General features: G+C 51.7%; 15 protein-coding genes, 1 tRNA gene and 1 riboswitch. Of the genes, 10 read left to right on the top strand and 6 right to left on the bottom strand.

The window, feature by feature from the left end; all coding sequences use genetic code 11:
- Nucleotides 1–1,373 precede the first annotated feature (1,373 nt).
- Nucleotides 1,374–1,532: a hypothetical protein gene (locus tag WCK51_05905; protein MEI7576408.1), complete on the top strand. Its 159-nt coding sequence runs from the start codon at nt 1,374–1,376 to the stop codon at nt 1,530–1,532.
- Nucleotides 1,533–2,048: 516 nt separating this feature from the next.
- Here the strand turns inward: WCK51_05905 and WCK51_05910 are convergent.
- A complete protein-coding gene (locus WCK51_05910; protein ID MEI7576409.1) occupies nt 2,049–3,203 on the bottom strand; it encodes a hypothetical protein in 1,155 nt (384 codons plus the stop codon).
- Between the two features lie 25 nt (nt 3,204–3,228).
- Between WCK51_05910 and WCK51_05915 the strand changes: the two genes are divergently transcribed.
- From WCK51_05915 to WCK51_05935, 5 genes are read left to right on the top strand one after another with little or no spacing between them, the layout of a single operon-like run.
- Nucleotides 3,229–4,584: a type IV secretion system DNA-binding domain-containing protein gene (locus tag WCK51_05915; GenBank protein ID MEI7576410.1), complete on the top strand. Its 1,356-nt coding sequence runs from the start codon at nt 3,229–3,231 to the stop codon at nt 4,582–4,584.
- On the top strand, nt 4,581–5,249 hold the full coding sequence (locus WCK51_05920) for a replication-relaxation family protein (protein MEI7576411.1): 669 nt from the start codon (nt 4,581–4,583) through the stop codon (nt 5,247–5,249). Before WCK51_05915 ends, WCK51_05920 begins: the two co-directional genes overlap by 4 nt.
- A gap of 2 nt (nt 5,250–5,251) precedes the next feature.
- Nucleotides 5,252–5,602: a hypothetical protein gene (locus WCK51_05925; protein MEI7576412.1), complete on the top strand. Its 351-nt coding sequence runs from the start codon at nt 5,252–5,254 to the stop codon at nt 5,600–5,602.
- Nucleotides 5,603–5,606: 4 nt separating this feature from the next.
- A complete protein-coding gene (locus WCK51_05930) occupies nt 5,607–5,810 on the top strand; it encodes a helix-turn-helix domain-containing protein (protein MEI7576413.1) in 204 nt (67 codons plus the stop codon).
- Nucleotides 5,811–5,857: 47 nt separating this feature from the next.
- The gene (locus tag WCK51_05935; protein MEI7576414.1) at nt 5,858–6,994 is read left to right on the top strand and encodes a tyrosine-type recombinase/integrase; all 1,137 of its coding nucleotides are present in this window, start codon (nt 5,858–5,860) and stop codon (nt 6,992–6,994) included.
- 47 nt (nt 6,995–7,041) lie between these two features.
- On the opposite strand, the gene WCK51_05940 is transcribed toward WCK51_05935, so the two are convergent.
- Nucleotides 7,042–8,685, bottom strand: a complete 1,644-nt coding sequence (locus WCK51_05940; protein MEI7576415.1) for a hypothetical protein — start codon at nt 8,683–8,685, stop codon at nt 7,042–7,044.
- A gap of 438 nt (nt 8,686–9,123) precedes the next feature.
- On the opposite strand from WCK51_05940, the gene WCK51_05945 reads away from it, so the two are divergent.
- Nucleotides 9,124–9,735 carry a hypothetical protein gene (locus WCK51_05945; GenBank protein MEI7576416.1) on the top strand — a complete coding sequence of 204 codons (612 nt, stop codon included), beginning with the start codon at nt 9,124–9,126 and terminating at the stop codon, nt 9,733–9,735.
- 220 nt (nt 9,736–9,955) lie between these two features.
- Here the strand turns inward: WCK51_05945 and WCK51_05950 are convergent.
- Nucleotides 9,956–10,030, bottom strand: a tRNA-Val gene (locus WCK51_05950).
- A gap of 191 nt (nt 10,031–10,221) precedes the next feature.
- On the opposite strand from WCK51_05950, the gene WCK51_05955 reads away from it, so the two are divergent.
- Complete coding sequence (locus tag WCK51_05955) at nt 10,222–11,238, top strand: NF038122 family metalloprotease (protein ID MEI7576417.1); 1,017 nt, start codon at nt 10,222–10,224, stop codon at nt 11,236–11,238.
- Here WCK51_05955 and WCK51_05960 read toward each other — a convergent pair.
- From WCK51_05960 to WCK51_05970, 3 genes are read right to left on the bottom strand one after another with little or no spacing between them, the layout of a single operon-like run.
- Nucleotides 11,235–11,990, bottom strand: a complete 756-nt coding sequence (locus WCK51_05960) for a prolyl oligopeptidase family serine peptidase (GenBank protein ID MEI7576418.1) — start codon at nt 11,988–11,990, stop codon at nt 11,235–11,237. The two genes, WCK51_05955 and WCK51_05960, sit on opposite strands and share 4 nt — an antisense overlap.
- A 57-nt stretch (nt 11,991–12,047) precedes the next feature.
- Nucleotides 12,048–12,614 carry a PEP-CTERM sorting domain-containing protein gene (locus WCK51_05965; GenBank protein ID MEI7576419.1) on the bottom strand — a complete coding sequence of 189 codons (567 nt, stop codon included), beginning with the start codon at nt 12,612–12,614 and terminating at the stop codon, nt 12,048–12,050.
- A gap of 1 nt (nt 12,615) precedes the next feature.
- Nucleotides 12,616–13,374, bottom strand: coding sequence for a type II secretion system protein (locus tag WCK51_05970; protein MEI7576420.1), 759 nt, complete (start codon nt 13,372–13,374; stop codon nt 12,616–12,618).
- Between the two features lie 89 nt (nt 13,375–13,463).
- Nucleotides 13,464–13,604: riboswitch (cobalamin riboswitch) on the bottom strand.
- A 52-nt stretch (nt 13,605–13,656) separates the two neighbouring features.
- Here WCK51_05970 and WCK51_05975 point away from each other — a divergent pair.
- Nucleotides 13,657–16,761 (top strand): S41 family peptidase, encoded by a 3,105-nt coding sequence (locus tag WCK51_05975; protein ID MEI7576421.1) that lies wholly within the window; start codon nt 13,657–13,659, stop codon nt 16,759–16,761.
- 64 nt (nt 16,762–16,825) lie between these two features.
- Nucleotides 16,826–17,278, top strand: a complete 453-nt coding sequence (locus WCK51_05980; GenBank protein ID MEI7576422.1) for a DinB family protein — start codon at nt 16,826–16,828, stop codon at nt 17,276–17,278.
- Nucleotides 17,279–17,290: the final 12 nt, after the last annotated feature.

Consider the following 17,290-nt stretch of genomic DNA (forward strand, 5'->3'; position numbering starts at 1 on the left):
AAGAATGTAAGCACTTGACGTACCACGCCTCTGCTATGGAGCATTTGATCTTGATCTAGGATGTATCCGTAAAGATCTTCTCCAGAGTCGACAAAGTTCAGTGCAAAAACATAGTCGAAAAGGGATTCATGAAAGAACCCAATCATGCCTCTGGTATGACTCAGAATGCGCTCAGAGAGGAGAATATCAACCTCCATGCTGTATCGAGCTCTTAATGAGCTTTCCGACACTGACAGTGATTTGTTTGCCCGAAGAGTGCTCAAGAGAAGACCCACACATTGTTCGACCCTCGCTCGAACCCCGTTCTGCGAGAGTTCCTTGCGCTTCGCGGACCAAAATGCTCCCAGCAACTCGTGCTCCGACCTAAAGGAGGTCGTTTCAGGCAAATCTGTGAAGATTTTCAAAAAGATTGGAGTTTTGAGGATGTTTAGCTGATTGGCGGACAGCCCACCTGACTCCTTTCCGGTCCGAGCAAGTGCGGCATTTACCTGGTCCCCGGTGAGTGTCCCGAGCTTGAGCTGAACCCCGATTCCACTCTTTTCATCAACGATTTTCCGTAGCCTGTCATCATTGGTCAAATCGAATTCTCTACATGCCAAAACTATAAAACAATCTTCACGTCCCTTGACGTCCCGTAGTACCTGCTGTACAGATTCAAAAGCTCGAGGTAACCGACCAGACGTGGTGCTCAATGCGTCTAACTGATCGATCAAAAGCAGTTTTTTTCGGCTGCTTCCCAATCCGTCCAATACTCGAAGTGGAGAATCAGGAAAGCCAAACTCCTCACCGAGTTGCTTTTGAGTGTTGGGAGGCGCGTTTAGCCGATCCAGTCTGAGTCCCAATGCGAGCCAGCCTTCCTGAGTAGCAGATTCTAAAATTTGCGCACATACATTTGACTTGCCGCTGCCTGCTCCACCAGTGATGACAATAACCGATTTTTCGGATTGGGCTTTGAGTTTATCCAGCACCTCGCTGGCCTCGACTCGGTCGATACGCTCATCACCAATCATCATTTGGTGGATGGACTCTAAGTATTGCGAGTTTTGTTCGCTAATCGCAGCGAGAAGAGATTTCGGAAAGCTCCTCGTGGAGAGTTCGATTCCTAACTCATCCAGTTTCTGGTGCAACGAGACCAAGTCCCAATCTTGGTGCATTTCAGTTTGGGAAAGTTCCCTTAGCTTTAGCTCGAGCGATTGAGCAAAAGAACTATTCATCGTCAGAAGGTGACACCTGTCGCGGAGCATCTCACGCACCAACCTGTCAGGTCCACCGCGCACAGATATTGCCCGCAGAAGTTGATAAGTTCTTTCGGCACTCAGCGCTGTCTTAGCGGCTATTTTGTTGAATTGCTCAGCTCGGCGTTTCACATTCAGATGGAAGCGTTTAAATTCGTCATAATTCGGAACGCTCCGAGCTTCTTCAGTCAGATTCCGAAGCTCATCCGACTCTCCCTGGCTGACAAAGACAAACTTTACTTCTGGCTCATTCTCAATAACGGTGGCAAACCCTTGAAAAACCCCTTCTTCAAGTAGTCTGGAAACATTCCAAGCACCCCTTGAGTGCTGCCTCTTGACCTGGTGATATTCAACTCCGCCCTCATTGCCTGTGAGTCTAAACTCAACAACACTATAGATGTCGCCCAGAGGTTCGAAGTGAATCGACTTGGCCTTCTCACTCAGAACCTGAAGCAAGCACAGGGCGGTCCATGTGTTTTCATAGTGATTACCAAGCTTTTCTGATTCTCCCCCAGAGAGTGCCATGTACTTTAATCCTCCGCTTGAATGAGTTTACTGTAGCGAAAGTGTTGTTACTGACCTAGCCCCTTCCCTGGGGCCGAGTGGTTCGAGAGATCGAGTGATAGTAAGCCATTTACTGAGTTGAAGACGATGAGTGAGATGAACGGCTTTAGATGAGTGAATCGAATGAAGAGTCTGAAACGAAGTGAAGGATGATAGAACCGACTGAGAATCAGGAGGGTTGAGTCTGATATCTGCCCATTTGAACCTAAAACCCCCCAACCAGTGCTGGTTGGGGGTTTGGTTGTAATTCTAGTCGGGGGTTGATCTAATCACTGTGTCAGCAAGTTCCACTTCAGCGAGCCATCCGTGATAGAAATCTTCGGCGTCGAAACAGTTGTCCGAAAGCACTCGAAGATGCCTAGTCGCCTTATCCAGATTTCCCGACTGGATCATGATTCTCGCCTCGACTATGCCGCACGATTCTAGTCCTTGTAGGTTCTTGACGTCTCCAGCCCGAAATGCCTTGATGAGCATCTCCTCGGCGGCAAACGTATCTCCAAGCCGGATGAGAACTCTTGCCAACAGAAATTGAATACCGAATCTCTTTTGATAACTCTTAGCTGGCACGAGCTCCTGACTCAACGTATCATGAAATGTTGCGAGTTCAGCCTCCTCAATTAGCACAACTCCTCGCTCGTCTAGTGTTAGACGTGTTGCAATCAGCGATCTTCTCGCAAACGCGTGAGTAGCCGTGGCGTACTTCGCCTCATTTCGCTCCTCAATCAAGTGTAGGGCGGACTCTATCCAAGCCATTATTCTGGTGACGCTGGCAACCTCAACATCTGGGAGGTGAACTAGTACTCTGAGCGTCTGAAGCCTTGCAAACACCATTCTTGGGTAGTCCCGATTTACTTCTGCCTCGGCAAAGATCGTCTCGGCAATCTGGGCGGCCGAACCCGGTCTGTTCAACTTGTGATAGAGCCAGAACGCCCTGTCAAGGATCAGTTGCCGGAATTCACCCTCCTTGACCACTTCGACCCCAACCTGGATCAACTCAGTGGCTTGTATGAGCCTCTCTTCACGGATCAACCGGTCAACTCGTTTCAGGCTTGCGACAGTGAACTTAGCTGGCACTGTACCGCGCAACTTCTTGCCTCCTAGCTCAAGTCCGAAGCACTCGCGGTTCCATGCAATCAAGATTTGACGCTTCGCTTCTTTGCTCGGGATGAACTCTAAGAGCGTAGCCACTGTTTCTGGCTTCAGGAGCTCCGGCTTGCCCAGGATTTGCGAGATTCTGCCCTTTGTAACACCAAGGGTATCTGCGATGTCACCGTCCTGGAGACAGTCGTGGTGAACCTGAAAAGCCTCTCGAACTAGGTTTGCAAATGAACCTGGATCATGGGGCAGTTTAGCCCGGGCTAAAAAATCGGGGTCTTCACCTTTGGGGATTCTGGACGCTGCCATACGCTCTTACTCAAGGATAGACGACATGGTAGTTAGAGCAGACGGAAAACCCCTCGGGCACTGGATCGGAATACGAAAAGGATGGCAGGAGATGGGCTTGCCACTGGGCGAAGTGCTGGTTCCACTCCCGATCTCCTTGATGAGAACCCACAGCCTACTGATTGGTGCTACAGGTTCAGGAAAGTCCACCGCCATCCACCACTTAATTGCGCAGGACGTACTCACTGGACACCCATTTATCGTCCTCGACATGCGCGGGGACCTCGTTAATGCAGCTCTTGAAATCTGTGCTGGTTACGTTCCGCCATCCAGCATTGCCCTCTTCGACCTGAGAGAAAAAGAGAGACCTCTCGGATTTAACCCACTCTTTGGATCTGGGGAACCGCACTTCCGGGCACTGGGCGTCCTAGACGTGGTTGCGAGTGAATCTGACTCATGGGGAGTGCAACTCGCAGAAAGTTTACGCATGGCGGTTATGCTTCTCGCGGAAACTGTTTGCTCACTCACCGACATTGAGAAGCTGTTTTTCAACGCTGGCTTTCGAGAACTCCTCATCTCAAAGTGCCAGAACGAACAAGTCGTAGGATTCTGGAATCGCTATGGCGCACTGAACACGGATCGTCAGCTCGCAATGGCGACGCCGGTGCTCAACAAGGTCAGCATCCTCTTTGCTTCGGAGTCTCTGCGACGAACACTTGGGAACCCCAAGCCTCTTGATCTCGGTCGTCATCTCAATCAGCCAGGCAGCGTGACCCTCATCTCCCTTGCCGCTGATGAACTCCACTCAGCAGGGCGCATGTTCGGCTCCATGATGCTCTCCAGCATCACCAGAGAGGTTTTCAGCCGCGTAAACATCCCCGAAGGCAAGCGGAATCCAGTTCACCTTTATGTCGATGAATTTGAGCATTTTGGAACGAAGGAGTTTGAGAACATCCTCGCTGAAGGTCGCCGCTTTGGACTGAGCCTCATTCTCGCTCACCAGACTCTCAGTCAGTTGAATCCGAAAATCCGGTCGATGATTCTCAACAATGTGGGGGTCAAGTTGGTGTTCCGCACCGGGCGCGAAGATGCCCAGGTTTTGAGCAAAGACCTCTGCGGCGATCCAAAGGCTTTGGATCTCACACAGCTTGCCACGGGTGAAGCAATTCTCTCGACAAGGCATGAGGGTCCAACCGTCATCGAAATCAACGCCCCGCTCTTCAAAGATGTTGGACGCAGAAGTTACGAGGCCGAAGAGTTCAGTAGGACGATCAAGGCACGTAATCCGGACTGGACCACCCATGCTCCCATCATCGTCCCTCAACCGAAATCGGAGTCGGCCCCGGTCGTCCAGCCCGCACCCGACGCTGGGCACAAGGCTGACCTAGGAGACTGGCTATGATCCTTCAGCCCCGTGATATCTCGCTCGTGAAAGACGTGTCGCTCTCGCACGTTTTGAGCCGGAATCAGGTTATCAACCTTGGCTATTTCTCAACGGTGACCCGGGCAAATACCCGCTTGCGTGAACTCGTGAAACTTGGCTACCTCGCCAAGCTCGCCACTCCATTCATGACCCAGCACTTGTACGTTCCGGGCAAAAAGGCTCCTGAGATCGTCGACTACAGGATTGCAAACCTTATTCGCAATCGAGGCGAGTCACCTAGATTCATTCAGCACGCGCTCAACACTACAAACGTCCGAATCTCTCTCATCGCCAAGGGCGCAACCGACTGGCGGTTTGAACAACAGCTTTGGCGAAAGCTCGAAGGGCTGGAGGTGCGCCCGGACGGACTTGCCATCACAACCAAGCTCCCGATGTTCATCGAGATTGATCTCGGACACGTCTCGCCCCAAAAATTCAAATCTAAGCTCCTCAGCTACGAAGCTCTAGCCGTTTCCGGGCAATGCCAATCCCTGTATGGCTTCGACAAGTTCCGGCTCCTCACCATCACCACCGGATCTAAGAGGGCCAAATCGCTTTCCCGTCTCCTTCCGAACCCTTCCTATGACCACTTGGTGCAAACCTTTGCGGACTTAGGCGTTGTTCCGGTAGGAGCGTGGAGTTAACCATGAAGGAAATTCAAACCCTACCCCAGAGTCTCCAGACTCAAATTCAGAAAGCCCAGAACCTCCTCGCGAGAAGTGAACAGCACAGCGAGGAAGGTTATCACTCCCTCGCTGTCCAAGAAGCTCGGCAAGGCATGAACGCTCTCGTCGAGATTGCTCAGCGCAGTCCAGAACTCGCAGTTTTGGTGTTAGGCGCGATGCAGGGCTACGGCGGCATCGAGTTCACGACCACTGAGCGAAACACCTACTACGAGAAGGTTGAAAAGCTCGTTTTCGGCATCCCGGTCGGAACCAAATACGTTCCGATGACCACCACGAAAACCACGACCAGAACCATCCGGTTCACGAAATAGGACCATGAATACACCACAGAAGCTCGCTTACACAGTTAAGGAGGCATCCAGCCTGCTCTCGCTCTCCCGTGCTCAGCTCTACCGACTCATGGATCAGGGCGATATCAAGTTCGTCAAGATTGGCCGAAGTCGGCGGATCACTGCTGAACAACTCCAAGCATTCGTATCACTTGCTACGAACTACGGAAAACTGGAGGTGATTGCGTAAAGGTCTGAGAACTTTTCTCGATTGACCGGAACCCGCATGTTGGAATCATGGCTAACCGAGCTGATAATAACGACGGTTCCTGCCGTGAAATCTTAACAGGAAAACACAAAGGAAAGTGGAGGGTGCAGCACATCCTCTACTTCCCGGACGGAACACAAAAACGAATATCCAAACTCTTTAGAACAAAAACCGAAGGCAAAGAATATCTTCGGTCTCTCGTCCGCGGAGACAAGCAGGTAGATGTGCAGTCCAACCGGGAGATGACCCTCGGGGATTGGTTTGATTGGCTCGTTGAAAATGACTGGCCAGAAAGTCTTGCGGAAGTTACGATTGAACAGCGTAAGCGGCGATTCAGAAAATACGTGGCAAAACAGTTTGGTGAGCTACCACTTTCAAAGATTGATCCGCTGAAGGTGCGCATGTTTTACAAGACGCTCAGAGAGAACGGTGCAAGTGAATCGCTTGTAGCTTCCGTCAAGGCTGACCTCGTTCGAGCCTTCAACCTAGCGGTTTCGCCGTACGGAAAGGTTCCAGTGACGATTGCAAATCCGTTTCGACTCACAATTCCCGCCCCCAGACTTCGAACTGCAGTTGCTCTGAACCCAGACCAAGTACGAGTTGCGGTTCACTCACCAAATATAGAACTGCCTCAACGAGCAATGCTCGCAGTCCTTCTGCTTGCCGGTCTCAGACTTGGCGAAATGATGGCACTAACTAAGAGGCAGCTCAAGTTCGAAGATGATCAAATCCTGATTGATCAAGCAGTGAGAGTCGAGTTTTGCGGAAAGCAATCCGTGGGATTGCCCAAAGGCAAAAAGATTCGGCATGCGGTGATGTGCAATGCCTTGAAATCAATTCTTCGTGAATACACAAAGAATATGTCGGACGATATGTTTCTGTGGTCGGCTCAAAACGAGAATCAGCCGCGCATGAAAAAGCGGATCTATGACACATGGCGCAGTATTATCAAAACGACAGGGCTACCTTCGGACATGTCACCACACGACTGTCGGCTGACGCATATCAACATTATCGAGAAGTTGATGCCAGAAGTTTCAGCGACGACGCTAAAAGAGCATGTTGGCCACTCTGCCGAAGGGGTAACTCAGGTGAGCTACACGAGGCCACTAAACTCTGCGCAAATCATCCTTCGAGATGCACTAGGATGTGTCTTTCGACTTTAATCTTCTCCGAGCCCACAGCACATAGCTTGGGCTTTTTCTTTCTTGGCTTAAGATGGACACTCAAGATTGTACCTAGAGTGTCTGAGGAGACTCCTAAAAAATGCCCACTCAGGAATATCATCCTCTGATGCGTCTATGAAACGTGGAGTTAACACCTTTCTAAGCTCATCGTTGTGCCAGAAACAGTCTGAAATTCTGGCGGCACTGAACGAGTCCGTGGCATCAATTATAAGTTCGACACACTCCTCGGAGAGGATCGTCAATCTAACGTGCCAAACAAATCTAGGGAGTGGCTTACGCAAATGGTCGATGATATCTCCTCTATGTTTAAGCCGGGTCTTCAAGTCTCGCTTAAGATCTCCTGATGCCCAAAGCTTAATATCCCATTCAACCGATTCGTTGGGAACCGTGGCTACTTCCTTAACTAGCTGATCTAGGAATTCGACCCATTCAACGATGTGCACGAAATTGAGACGAATTTTGTGATAGACGGGAACAATAATCATGTCTGGAATGTAATGATCATCAAACCCACTTTTTTTAGTCGGCGCACGGTGTTGGAGGAGAGCAGCTTGCTCAGGATCCCTTGGGTTGAGGTAGAGACGTGAAAACGGCCCAACCCCATCATCGTGAGCGTACAATTCTGTTAAATTACTGCCTACCAGGTTGAGTTCGGGTTCTGTTTGATCAACAAGCTGCTTTTTGGTGCGTGTACTTCTCTTAACTTTGGCTGGTTGATTAGTTAAATCGATCCGGTATCCGGCTACCGTAATAGCATGCTTATCTTCCGTCTCTCCATTTGAGAAGCATTCAACACCAAGAAAAACAGGTAGCTTTGCATTCAAGTAAGCGTAAATTAGAGCGAGCCAGAAGCTTCGACCTTTTTCTTCGATTGCATGTACTTCGAAAAGTTCAGGTTCTAGACCTGCTTCCCGTATAGCGGAGCAAACTTCTTCAGCGAGTAGCCCCGTTGAGGGAATTGTCCTGCCGCGTCTTGGCAGCGATGAGGTCATCGTGATTTGAGCTGGTTTTGCCGCGCGGATTCCAAACAATCGTGCTGCGTGTACCAGGCAAGACCAAAGAGCTACTGTGGCACAAGCAGAGACTACAGAGTCTTGCTCTTGGAAGGGCAAAGATTCGATAGATAGTTCGATTCCGAGTAAGTTTACGGGGTACTTTTGCGTTGCAGGATAATCTCTTTTTCCTTCTGTGCTCGGCCCATACGGCTTTAGGAGTGTGCGTCCTACTACTGCCTGAGTAAGAGGGCGGACTACAAGGAAGCCAAGATATGCCTTTCGAAACCTTTCCACTTCGTCGCTGTCATCCGGGCACAGAAGCAACTTGTTCAGGCTAGCTTCCGATAATCTTACTCCGTCACTACCGGAGAAGAAGTGCACTCGCTTGCACTTTCTTCGGTAGTCCTGGTGGCAGCGAGCATAAAAGGAGATATAGTCATCTAAGTAGTCTCCATCGATATATTCGTACTCGATGATTATCCATTTTGCATTCAGGCTGCGGTTGGTAAGGTACTCGTGATAGAATTTAACCCTATCGTTGAGGAGCGTGCTGTCAGCCTCGATATATAATTCTGATCTTTGCTCGGAGATCCCCAAAGAAGAGAGCGCCTCTCGGAGACGCTTTCTTGAATACTTGAAGACGGCTACGGCCGCCGGTACTGTGGATTGAGTCACGACTATCTCGTAAATCTAGAACGAAGAGTCGTGTCAGAGATAGTCAATGCCCTTTTTGTTTTTCGACGACGTAGTTTCATACGCTCTGCAACCCTTGCGTACGAAGCCTTTCCATCCGCATCTGAAAGGATGCGAAATGTTGAATTTTTTCTCATTTTCATTTCTATTGCTCCTCCCGGTACGCTGTAAAACCCAGAGGCTTGAGACAGTCCACCTGGGATGTCTCAAGCCTACGGCAAAACGGCATGCCCATCAAGTGAGCAGAGGCAGATATGCTGTAGTACCTGTTGCAAAAATGCGCCCTTGCTGAGGGCGCAATCGAGAACATATTGTACCAGACGTTTTCTTCACCTATTTCGCCTCATTCATTTTGAAGATCGGCGAAGCTTGAGAATATCCTCACGGATATTCTCAGGCAAATGCTTATAATGAGCAATCATGCCTGAAGAGAAACCGTTCCGAGTTTTGGTTGAGTTTGCAAAGAGTCCGCCCAGCTCAGCCAAACCTTTGCAAGATCTCGCTCCCTGGATTGCCGCTTTCATCGCAGCCTGCGCCCTGCTATGGTCAGTTTGGGTGCGTCTCGTGGATCTTAAGTGGAAACGAGCAGAGACAGTGAGAACTCTGTTTACAACTGCTAGGGCAGAGGATCAGTTCAAAAATGCGGTGGCTATGCTTGATGTCAGTGGATACGAGCTACGGAACGATGCAAGTGATAAGGTGATTGCAACGATCGAGCACAAAGACATTTTGCCGGCCCTAGCCAAACTCTCGAATAACTATGAGGATGACGACCCAGATTGGGAGAGAGATCTGCGGATAAGAGAATGCTTCGACGGCCTTTTTGAGTTTATGACTGAATTGGAATTCGGACTTCGGGCGAATCTCTTCGGCTTTGGGCTTGTCGAAGACAGGTCAAAGTATTGGATTGAGTGCATTCTCCGCCTCGACCCAACGGCTCCAGTCGTAGTCAAGCAATATTGTAATTCGACCGGTTTCCACTTGGCACTCGCGTTCATGTCCAGGTTTTCGGATTTCAAGAAGAGCTTGTAGCACCTGGTGCGGACAGAAGAGTCCTTTGTGATATGACTTTCACTTACTCTTACTGACCGCAAATCTGTTCAACGAAACAAGAAGTAACAAGATGCAAACCCCATGTTCGATCAGGACAAGATTTCAACCAAATGTGACGGGCTGAGAGACCAACTGAGAGACTTGAATTTTCTTTGTTCGCCTACCGAACCTTGGAGATTGGTTTTTGAACCTGAAAAGATGGTGGGCGGTACAGGACTTGAACCTGTGACCCCTACAGTGTCATTGTAGTGCTCTACCACTGAGCTAACCGCCCCCGGGTCACTGAGGCTATGTGCCTACAGGAAACTACTATTATCCTGATTCGGACGAGGCGGTGCAAGCCGGAGCGTGCCATAGGATTTACCAGAATTGGAAATCTTGCCAAATCACTCCAGGTTTTTCGTTGCTGACTGCTAGAATATCAATTGACCAGCGGTAGATTCGCCGTAGTGGGATGGAGTTATTTTGAAGCGCTTTGGAACAATCTGCGGGATCGCGACCCTTGCTCTACTTTCGACAAAGTCGGAAGCTTTGACATTTAACATTAACTGGACGGGCTCGACTACAGCTGGCTCACCGACTGCCATAGCATTCCAAAATGCAGCCAACCAGTGGGCGAGTCTCTTCACCGATTCGGTTACCGTCAATCTAAACCTGGGTACCGCTGCTCTTTCAAGCGGAGTTTTAGCGCAAGCCGGTAGCTCTTCGGTGAATGTTAGCTACACGAATTTCCGAAACGCCCTTAACGCCGATAAGACAACTGCAGACGACATTTTGGCGGTAAACAGCTTGCCGACCGGTTCGTCGTTCAGTGCAGTTTCAAACTACTGGAGTGGTGTCGGAGCGACGCCAACTACGTTTAGCGGAATCAATACCGTCAACGTTAATCTGGCCAACGCCAGGGCACTCGGTCTCTGGACGGCGAATGACGGAAACACGGACGCTTCGATCACATTCAGTACGGCTTTCAACTGGGATTTGGACCAGTCCAACGGGATCACCCCCGGTCAATATGACTTCACGGGAATTGCGGTTCACGAAATCGGACATGCGCTCGGATTCGTGAGCGGAGTTGATGACGTTGACTTTAACGCGGTTGGTAATACCGGTTCACCCACGACTGGAGGTTGGGTCAACCCACTTGACTTGTTCCGTTTCAAGAGCGGGACTAACATCCCTTACTTGGCCGCAGACAACACCGCTAAGTATTTCTCGCTCGATTTGGGTGCGACGGGAGGAAGCCAACTGTTTTCCAATGGCGTTCAACGAGGCGATGGCCGGCAAGCAAGCCACTGGAAAGATAATTTGGGGCTTGGTGCCCTTGACCCGACTGCCGCGGCAGGAGAGTTGATTAGCATCTCAAACCTCGACAGGCGAGCGTTCGACGTGATTGGTTGGACTCCTGTCCCGGAACCAGCGACCATGGTTGCTTTGGGTCTCGGCATCGCCGGGCTCGCCCGACGACGCCGAAAGTCGGTCTAACTCTTCGAAGCCAAGTCTTTGAAGAACTGTGTAAGCTGCCCGAGGGCTTCCTCGGGTAGCTCGTGCCCCCCGTCGGTCACATACCAGACGGAGGGAGCGTTGCCCTCCCAGATTGTTGAGTTGGGACCGTAGGGTTTTCCGTCGCCCGTGCCACCGTTATGGCGTTTCGCTCCATTAAACGAAATCTGCTGGCCTGCGAACTTGACGATCGGATCATTCCTACCGGAAACAGAAAAGATTGCCGTTGGCTTGTTCTCAGGCATCGTCCGCCCACCAGCGCAACACACTCCGAGACCCTTGAACAGCGATGGGTGGGAGTTCCAAGCGACCATCGTCATTGCGCCACCGTTGGAATGACCCATCGAGAAGATGTTTTTCTCGTCGAGTTTGTGGTTCTTCTTGACCCAATCCAACATAGCATCGAAGAACTTTTCATCTCGGCTGCCTTCAGTGTTCACTCGTTGTTGCCAGCCGTTTTTCTTTCCCTCTGGATCGGTCATCCCCTTCGTGGGCAAGCCCTGAGGGTAGAGAGAGATCGCTTGAGGCCACGTCTGATTAAACTTGAATCTCCTCAACGAGTAGTTCATGTTGCCGCCATGACCGTGGAAGGCGAACACCAAGGGCCTTGGGCGAGCATCCTTGGTGAGCGGAGTGTATGCAATGAACTGGCGTTCAACGCCGTCTACATTCAAAGTGACGGTCTGAGTTCCGAGGTCTTGTCCGGCGGCAAGTGCAATAAGGCTTGTGAGCATGTTTAGCCGAACGCTTCGGTGTGCCCGTGGTTCAGTGAACCACGGGCACAATAGGACTTAGTTCCTTCGCCGCCGCCCTGCGGCTAGCCCTGCCAGGCCGACGCCGAGAATTCCGATGGACAGCGGTTCGGGAACCGCGGCAACAAGGTTCGTCGATGGAGGTGTTGCGTTGAAGTTTGCTGCCCAGCCCCAGCCATCCCATGAGTTGTTGCTGAGCTGGCGTCCTCCCATACCAACCGGAGAGTCCGTCCATGAAGCCGGAGCCGAAGATGATCCCTCGGCTAGGTAGTACGAGAGATACCCGGCGGAACCTGGGTTGAACCCACCGACATTATTTCCTTTGAAGGAGAACCCGGTGAGGGCGTCGCCGAAAGAGTAATTGGTGATTTGAATTGAGATTCCCGTCGCTGCGTCAGCGGCGAGGGCTTGGATCATGTCCTGACCGGTTTTGGATCCACTAAACTGGTAGCCCCATACGTACGAGGGACCGCCGTTCTTGAAGTCAATAACGAGAGCAGCCCGGTTTGAACCGGAGCCTGTCCAGTAGCTGATGTCGCTGAATGCGAACTGGGCAAAGGATGCGGAGGAGAGAATGGCGAGAGCGAGAGTTGCAAGTGTTTTCATTTCAATTGAGGTCGAAAAGTTCGTCGGTGGCAAAGTTGCCGTCATTGTCGATTTCGCCGAGGTTATTGGACGTGAAAGACGCGGTCTGAAAGATGCTGAACGGGGAGGTACGTAGCATCGGCCGTCGAGTCTTTGCGTGCCCATCTACCCAGGCGATTACGCCATGTCCGTTTGCTCGGCCGTGGAAGGTCGAATAGTTTGAGCTTGGGGCTTCGAGGTAGGTGTTGCCTTGGAGTGCGCGACTGGAACCCCAGTCGATCTGGGCGCTACTCGCGAAAGCTACAGTGCTTGCCGGGTCGGCAGCGGAAGTCTGTGTGACTTGGCCGTTGCCCAGGTAGCGATAGTTGTAGCCGTACCCAGTGAGGCCCGTTGCCGCCCTCAATCGGTTGGGAAACAAAGGATCAGCCTGAATTCCTTTCCCTTTTGTGTAGGGATATAGCAAGCTCTCTTCTTCCACGAGCCTGGTGGTTGCCGAGTCGTAGCTTGCCCACCAGTAGCTGAATTTTGATCCTCCCATCCATGATCGCGGGATCATCATCATGTCGTCAGCATCGCCGGAGTACAAGATCCAGGAAATGCCGATTTGCTTTAGGTTTGAAATGGACTGCGTCTGCTTTGCAGCGGTCTTTGCCTGAGCAAAAACGGGGAAAAGGATGGCGGCCAAGATCGCAGTGATTGCAACGACGACGAGGAGCTCGATGAGCGTGAATGCACGCACTCTGCCGGGAACTTTCCGGCGATTGTTGAGATGTTTTTTCATGTAGCCTCTTTTGTTGAGGCCATCGATAATGAGGGTGCCGAACACGCCCCAGAAGGGGTGTTTGCGCGACCAATGCTCGTTGGCGACAGCTTCGATTTTCCATTCAGAGCGGGCATTCGGGCTCAGACATTTCTGCCTTGACCGTTGCGGCACAGCGCCGGACTTTCACCGGACTTTCCCCGTTCTTTCAGCGGCTCCACGACGGAACCGCCCCTGAGATGTGTTCAGGAGGATACATCAAAACCCAACAGTTTTGCCGGCAATGGCGGTAGGGTTAAGAGAATGAAATCTTTGGGAAGATTTGGTGTGATTGCACTTGCGATGGTGGTCTCCTCGGCTGCCTTTGCGGACGAACTGATCGGCGCGCGTTGGCTCTCGTTGAATCCAGACGGATCGCGCCTTGCGTTCAGTTATCAAGGCGATATCTGGGTAGCTCCTTCTGCGGGTGGAAGGGCAATTCGGATCACAGATAATGTGGAAATGGATGACCGTCCGGTATGGAGTCCTGATGGTTCAAAGCTAGCCTTCCAGAGCGACCGTTTTGGAAACTTTGACGTCTTTGTGGTAGACGCCGACGGTGGAAAACCGAAGCGGGTCACTTGGTTTACCGGAAACGACTTGCCGTATTCATGGGACGCGGACGGCAAGTCGGTCAACATCATTCGAACGTTTGACAATGGCTATCGGACTGTGATGTCGCTGAACACAGAGACCTTGGCACTGACCAGCCTCTTTAGCGACCAAATGCCGATAGATGCTCCGATGACATCACCCGAGGGCGACAAAGTCTTGTATTCCCGGCACGGATTTGCTTGGCAACGGGCACGTTACCAAGGATCAGGAGCGGCCCAGCTTTGGATGTTCGATAAAAAGACGGGCAAACGAACCGAGGTTCGCAACAACGGCTACCAACACCTGTGGCCAAACATCAGTCAATCGGGCATTTATGCCGTCACCATGACGGAGCCGGTAGCGAGCTCCAGCACATTGACCAAAAGCGTGGGGAAAGTGAGTTTTCCGGTCGGTGGAACCCCCAACGTGTACAAGATTGACGCAAAAGGCGGGGCAAAGCGGCTGACGAATTTTGCCGGAGACGGAGTTCGGTTCCTAGCCGCCTCTCGTGACGGTTCGACGCTCGCATTTGAGCGTGATGGCTCGGTTTACACCCTGAAACCAGGTGGACAACCGGTCAAGATTAGTCTGACAGCGAATCTGGACGACAAGATTTCGACAGAAGAATCCGTCGTTCTGACCGACGGAGCAGACTCAGTCAGCCTGAGCCCGGACGGCTCAACTGCAGTGTTCTCGGCCGGAAGCGAGATCTGGTCGGTTCCGATCAAAAAGGGCGAGGGTCCGAATAAGGATGATGCGACAAGATGGACAGAATGGGAAGGACTGGATACCGGACCGGTCTACAGTCCCGACGGAAAAGCAGTCTTCTTCATCAGCGACCGAGATGGCGCTTCGATGGTCTACCGGCTCGATCTGGCGACCAAGAAGGCAACCAAAATTTCTACTGAATCGGCTAGTGTCGACAACATTCAGGTGACCCCTGACAAGAAGTCGATCGCGTACCAACAGTACGGAGCGAAGGGTGGTATCTACACTGTGCCGATTGAGGGCGGAAAGCCAGCATTGGCGGTGTCTCGCCCCGGTCGGGCAAACCTGGAGTACAGCTTCTCGCCAGATGGAAAGTATGTCGCTTACGTTGAGACGCTCAATGGAAGCGGGCTCTATCCTTGGGATTCGGGCAACAACGTGTTCATCGCTGAACTTGCGACTGGGGTCAAAACGAACGTGACGCAAACGAATATTGAGCACCACTCGCCTGCCTGGACACCCGACGGAAAGTATCTCTACTATCTTCGTGCCGGAGTCATGACAGCTTTGCCTCTCAAGCAGGATGAGCTACGGCCCAACGAGCTGACGATGAAGTATGAGAAGCCAAAGGATGCGGTCACAGTTGAGATTGACTTCGAGGATATCGAGACTCGCGGTAGAAGGCTAGGCAACGCAAACGGTGGAATCGTCGCTTTCGATAAAGAAGATGGCTCGTTCTATTACCTTGCTCCTGACGCGGTATACAAGGCAGATTACAATGGCGAGAATATTCGTCGAGTGACGGACTGGTCGAACTGGTTCGAGCTGAGCGAGGACGGAAAGACGCTTACGGTAACCCAACGGGGACGTATCCTGAACATCAACACGAAAGCCCCGGGCTTCCCGGCAACTCCGGTTGCATTCCGGGCTGAATTCACTCGTGATCTCGGAAAAGTCCGAGCTGCGGCCTATCAGCAGTTTTGGAGAGCCTATAACGACTCGTTCTATGACCCGAACTTCCACGGACGAGACTGGGCGGCGATTGGCGAGAAGTATCGCAAGTTCCTTCCATCAGTTGGTCATCGTCGAGAAATGGCAACTCTGCTCGCTCAACTCACGGGTGAGCTCGAAGCATCTCACGCCGAAGTTTCCCCAGCAGGTGGTGGAGCGAAATCAGCGACTTCGGCGGTCCCTGGTTTTGTGATTGATTACACCCACACAGGCCCCGGAATCAAGGTTCTCGAGGTTCCGAAGCGAACTCCGGGAGCGTATGTCAAGACGAAGCTCAATCCAGGCGACGTGATCACAAAAATCAACGGTAAGGATGTCGTAGTCAGTGAGGCCCTGTTCCGAGACGTGCTCAACGACCAAGTCGGTCGTGAACTCAACATGACGGTGAAGGGCGCCGACGGAAAGGAGCGGGACGTCAAAACTCGCGGCCTTTCGGCTGGAGAATACAGCGGAATCATTCGTCAAAACAAACTAGAAGCAAATCGCAAGTGGGTCGAAGCAAACTCGAAAGGCGACTTCACTTACGTTCAGATTGCCGGAATGGATGGCGGCTCGCTCGAACGTTTCACTCAACAGATCTGGCAGTACGCCCAAGGAAAGAAGGGAGTGATTATCGACGTACGAGGTAACGGCGGCGGGAACACGGCTGACCGAATCATTGACGTTCTTGAACGACGGCAAAACATGAACTACGTGCCTCGCGACGAGCAGGTGATCACTGGCCCAGGGACGTTACTCAACATGCCTATCGTGGTGATGTGCGACGAGACGAGCTTCTCGAACGCAGAAATGTTCCCCGAAGCGATGAAAGTAAGGAAACTTGCCAAAATTGTTGGCTCGACGACCAGCGGGTATGTGATCTACACCTACGGACTCCCCCTCGTTGATGGAACGCAAGGGCGTATGCCGAGTACGGGTGTCTTCCGAGTCGATGGGACCCCGATGGAAAACATGGGGGTCAAGCCTGACTTTATCGTCGACATCACCCCCGAGCAGTATCTCAGCGGAAACGACCCTCAGCTTGCAAAGGCCATCGAGGTTCTGAGAAAAGGGTGAATCTATTCACTCCGCATGACAACCATCGCGGCTGTCATGCGGGGTTCGGTACGCTAGAGAGTACATGGCAAACAACTACTTCTTCCAGATCGCCCACACCCCAGACACCTTGATCCGAATGGTAGACGCCATCCGACCAGAGCAATTTGATGTGGCGCTGGCGGCGGATAAGTTCACCTTACGTGAGGTCATCGCCCACTTGGCAGATCTAGAGGAAACTTGGTTGAATAGGATCACCTCTGCTGTGGAGTACCCAGGGAAGGAAGTAGAGAACTTCGACGAGGATCAGCGAGCGATCGATCATAAGTATTCGTCGAAAGATATCCACCACGAGCTTGAAGTCTTCGATAATCGTCGCCGAGACACCGTTGCCTACCTAAGCGGCCTAGCTGAGGACGATTGGTCCTGCACCATCACCCACCCGACCCACGGATCAATGAGCGTGCTCGACATCGTGATGTACATCGTTGGGCACGATATGTATCACGTGCACCAAGTTAGCCAATATCTCAAGTAATCTGCATCGCAA

The organism is Armatimonadota bacterium (assembly GCA_037138755.1).
In the GTDB taxonomy this organism is placed as follows: Bacteria; Armatimonadota; Fimbriimonadia; order Fimbriimonadales; family Fimbriimonadaceae; genus Fimbriimonas.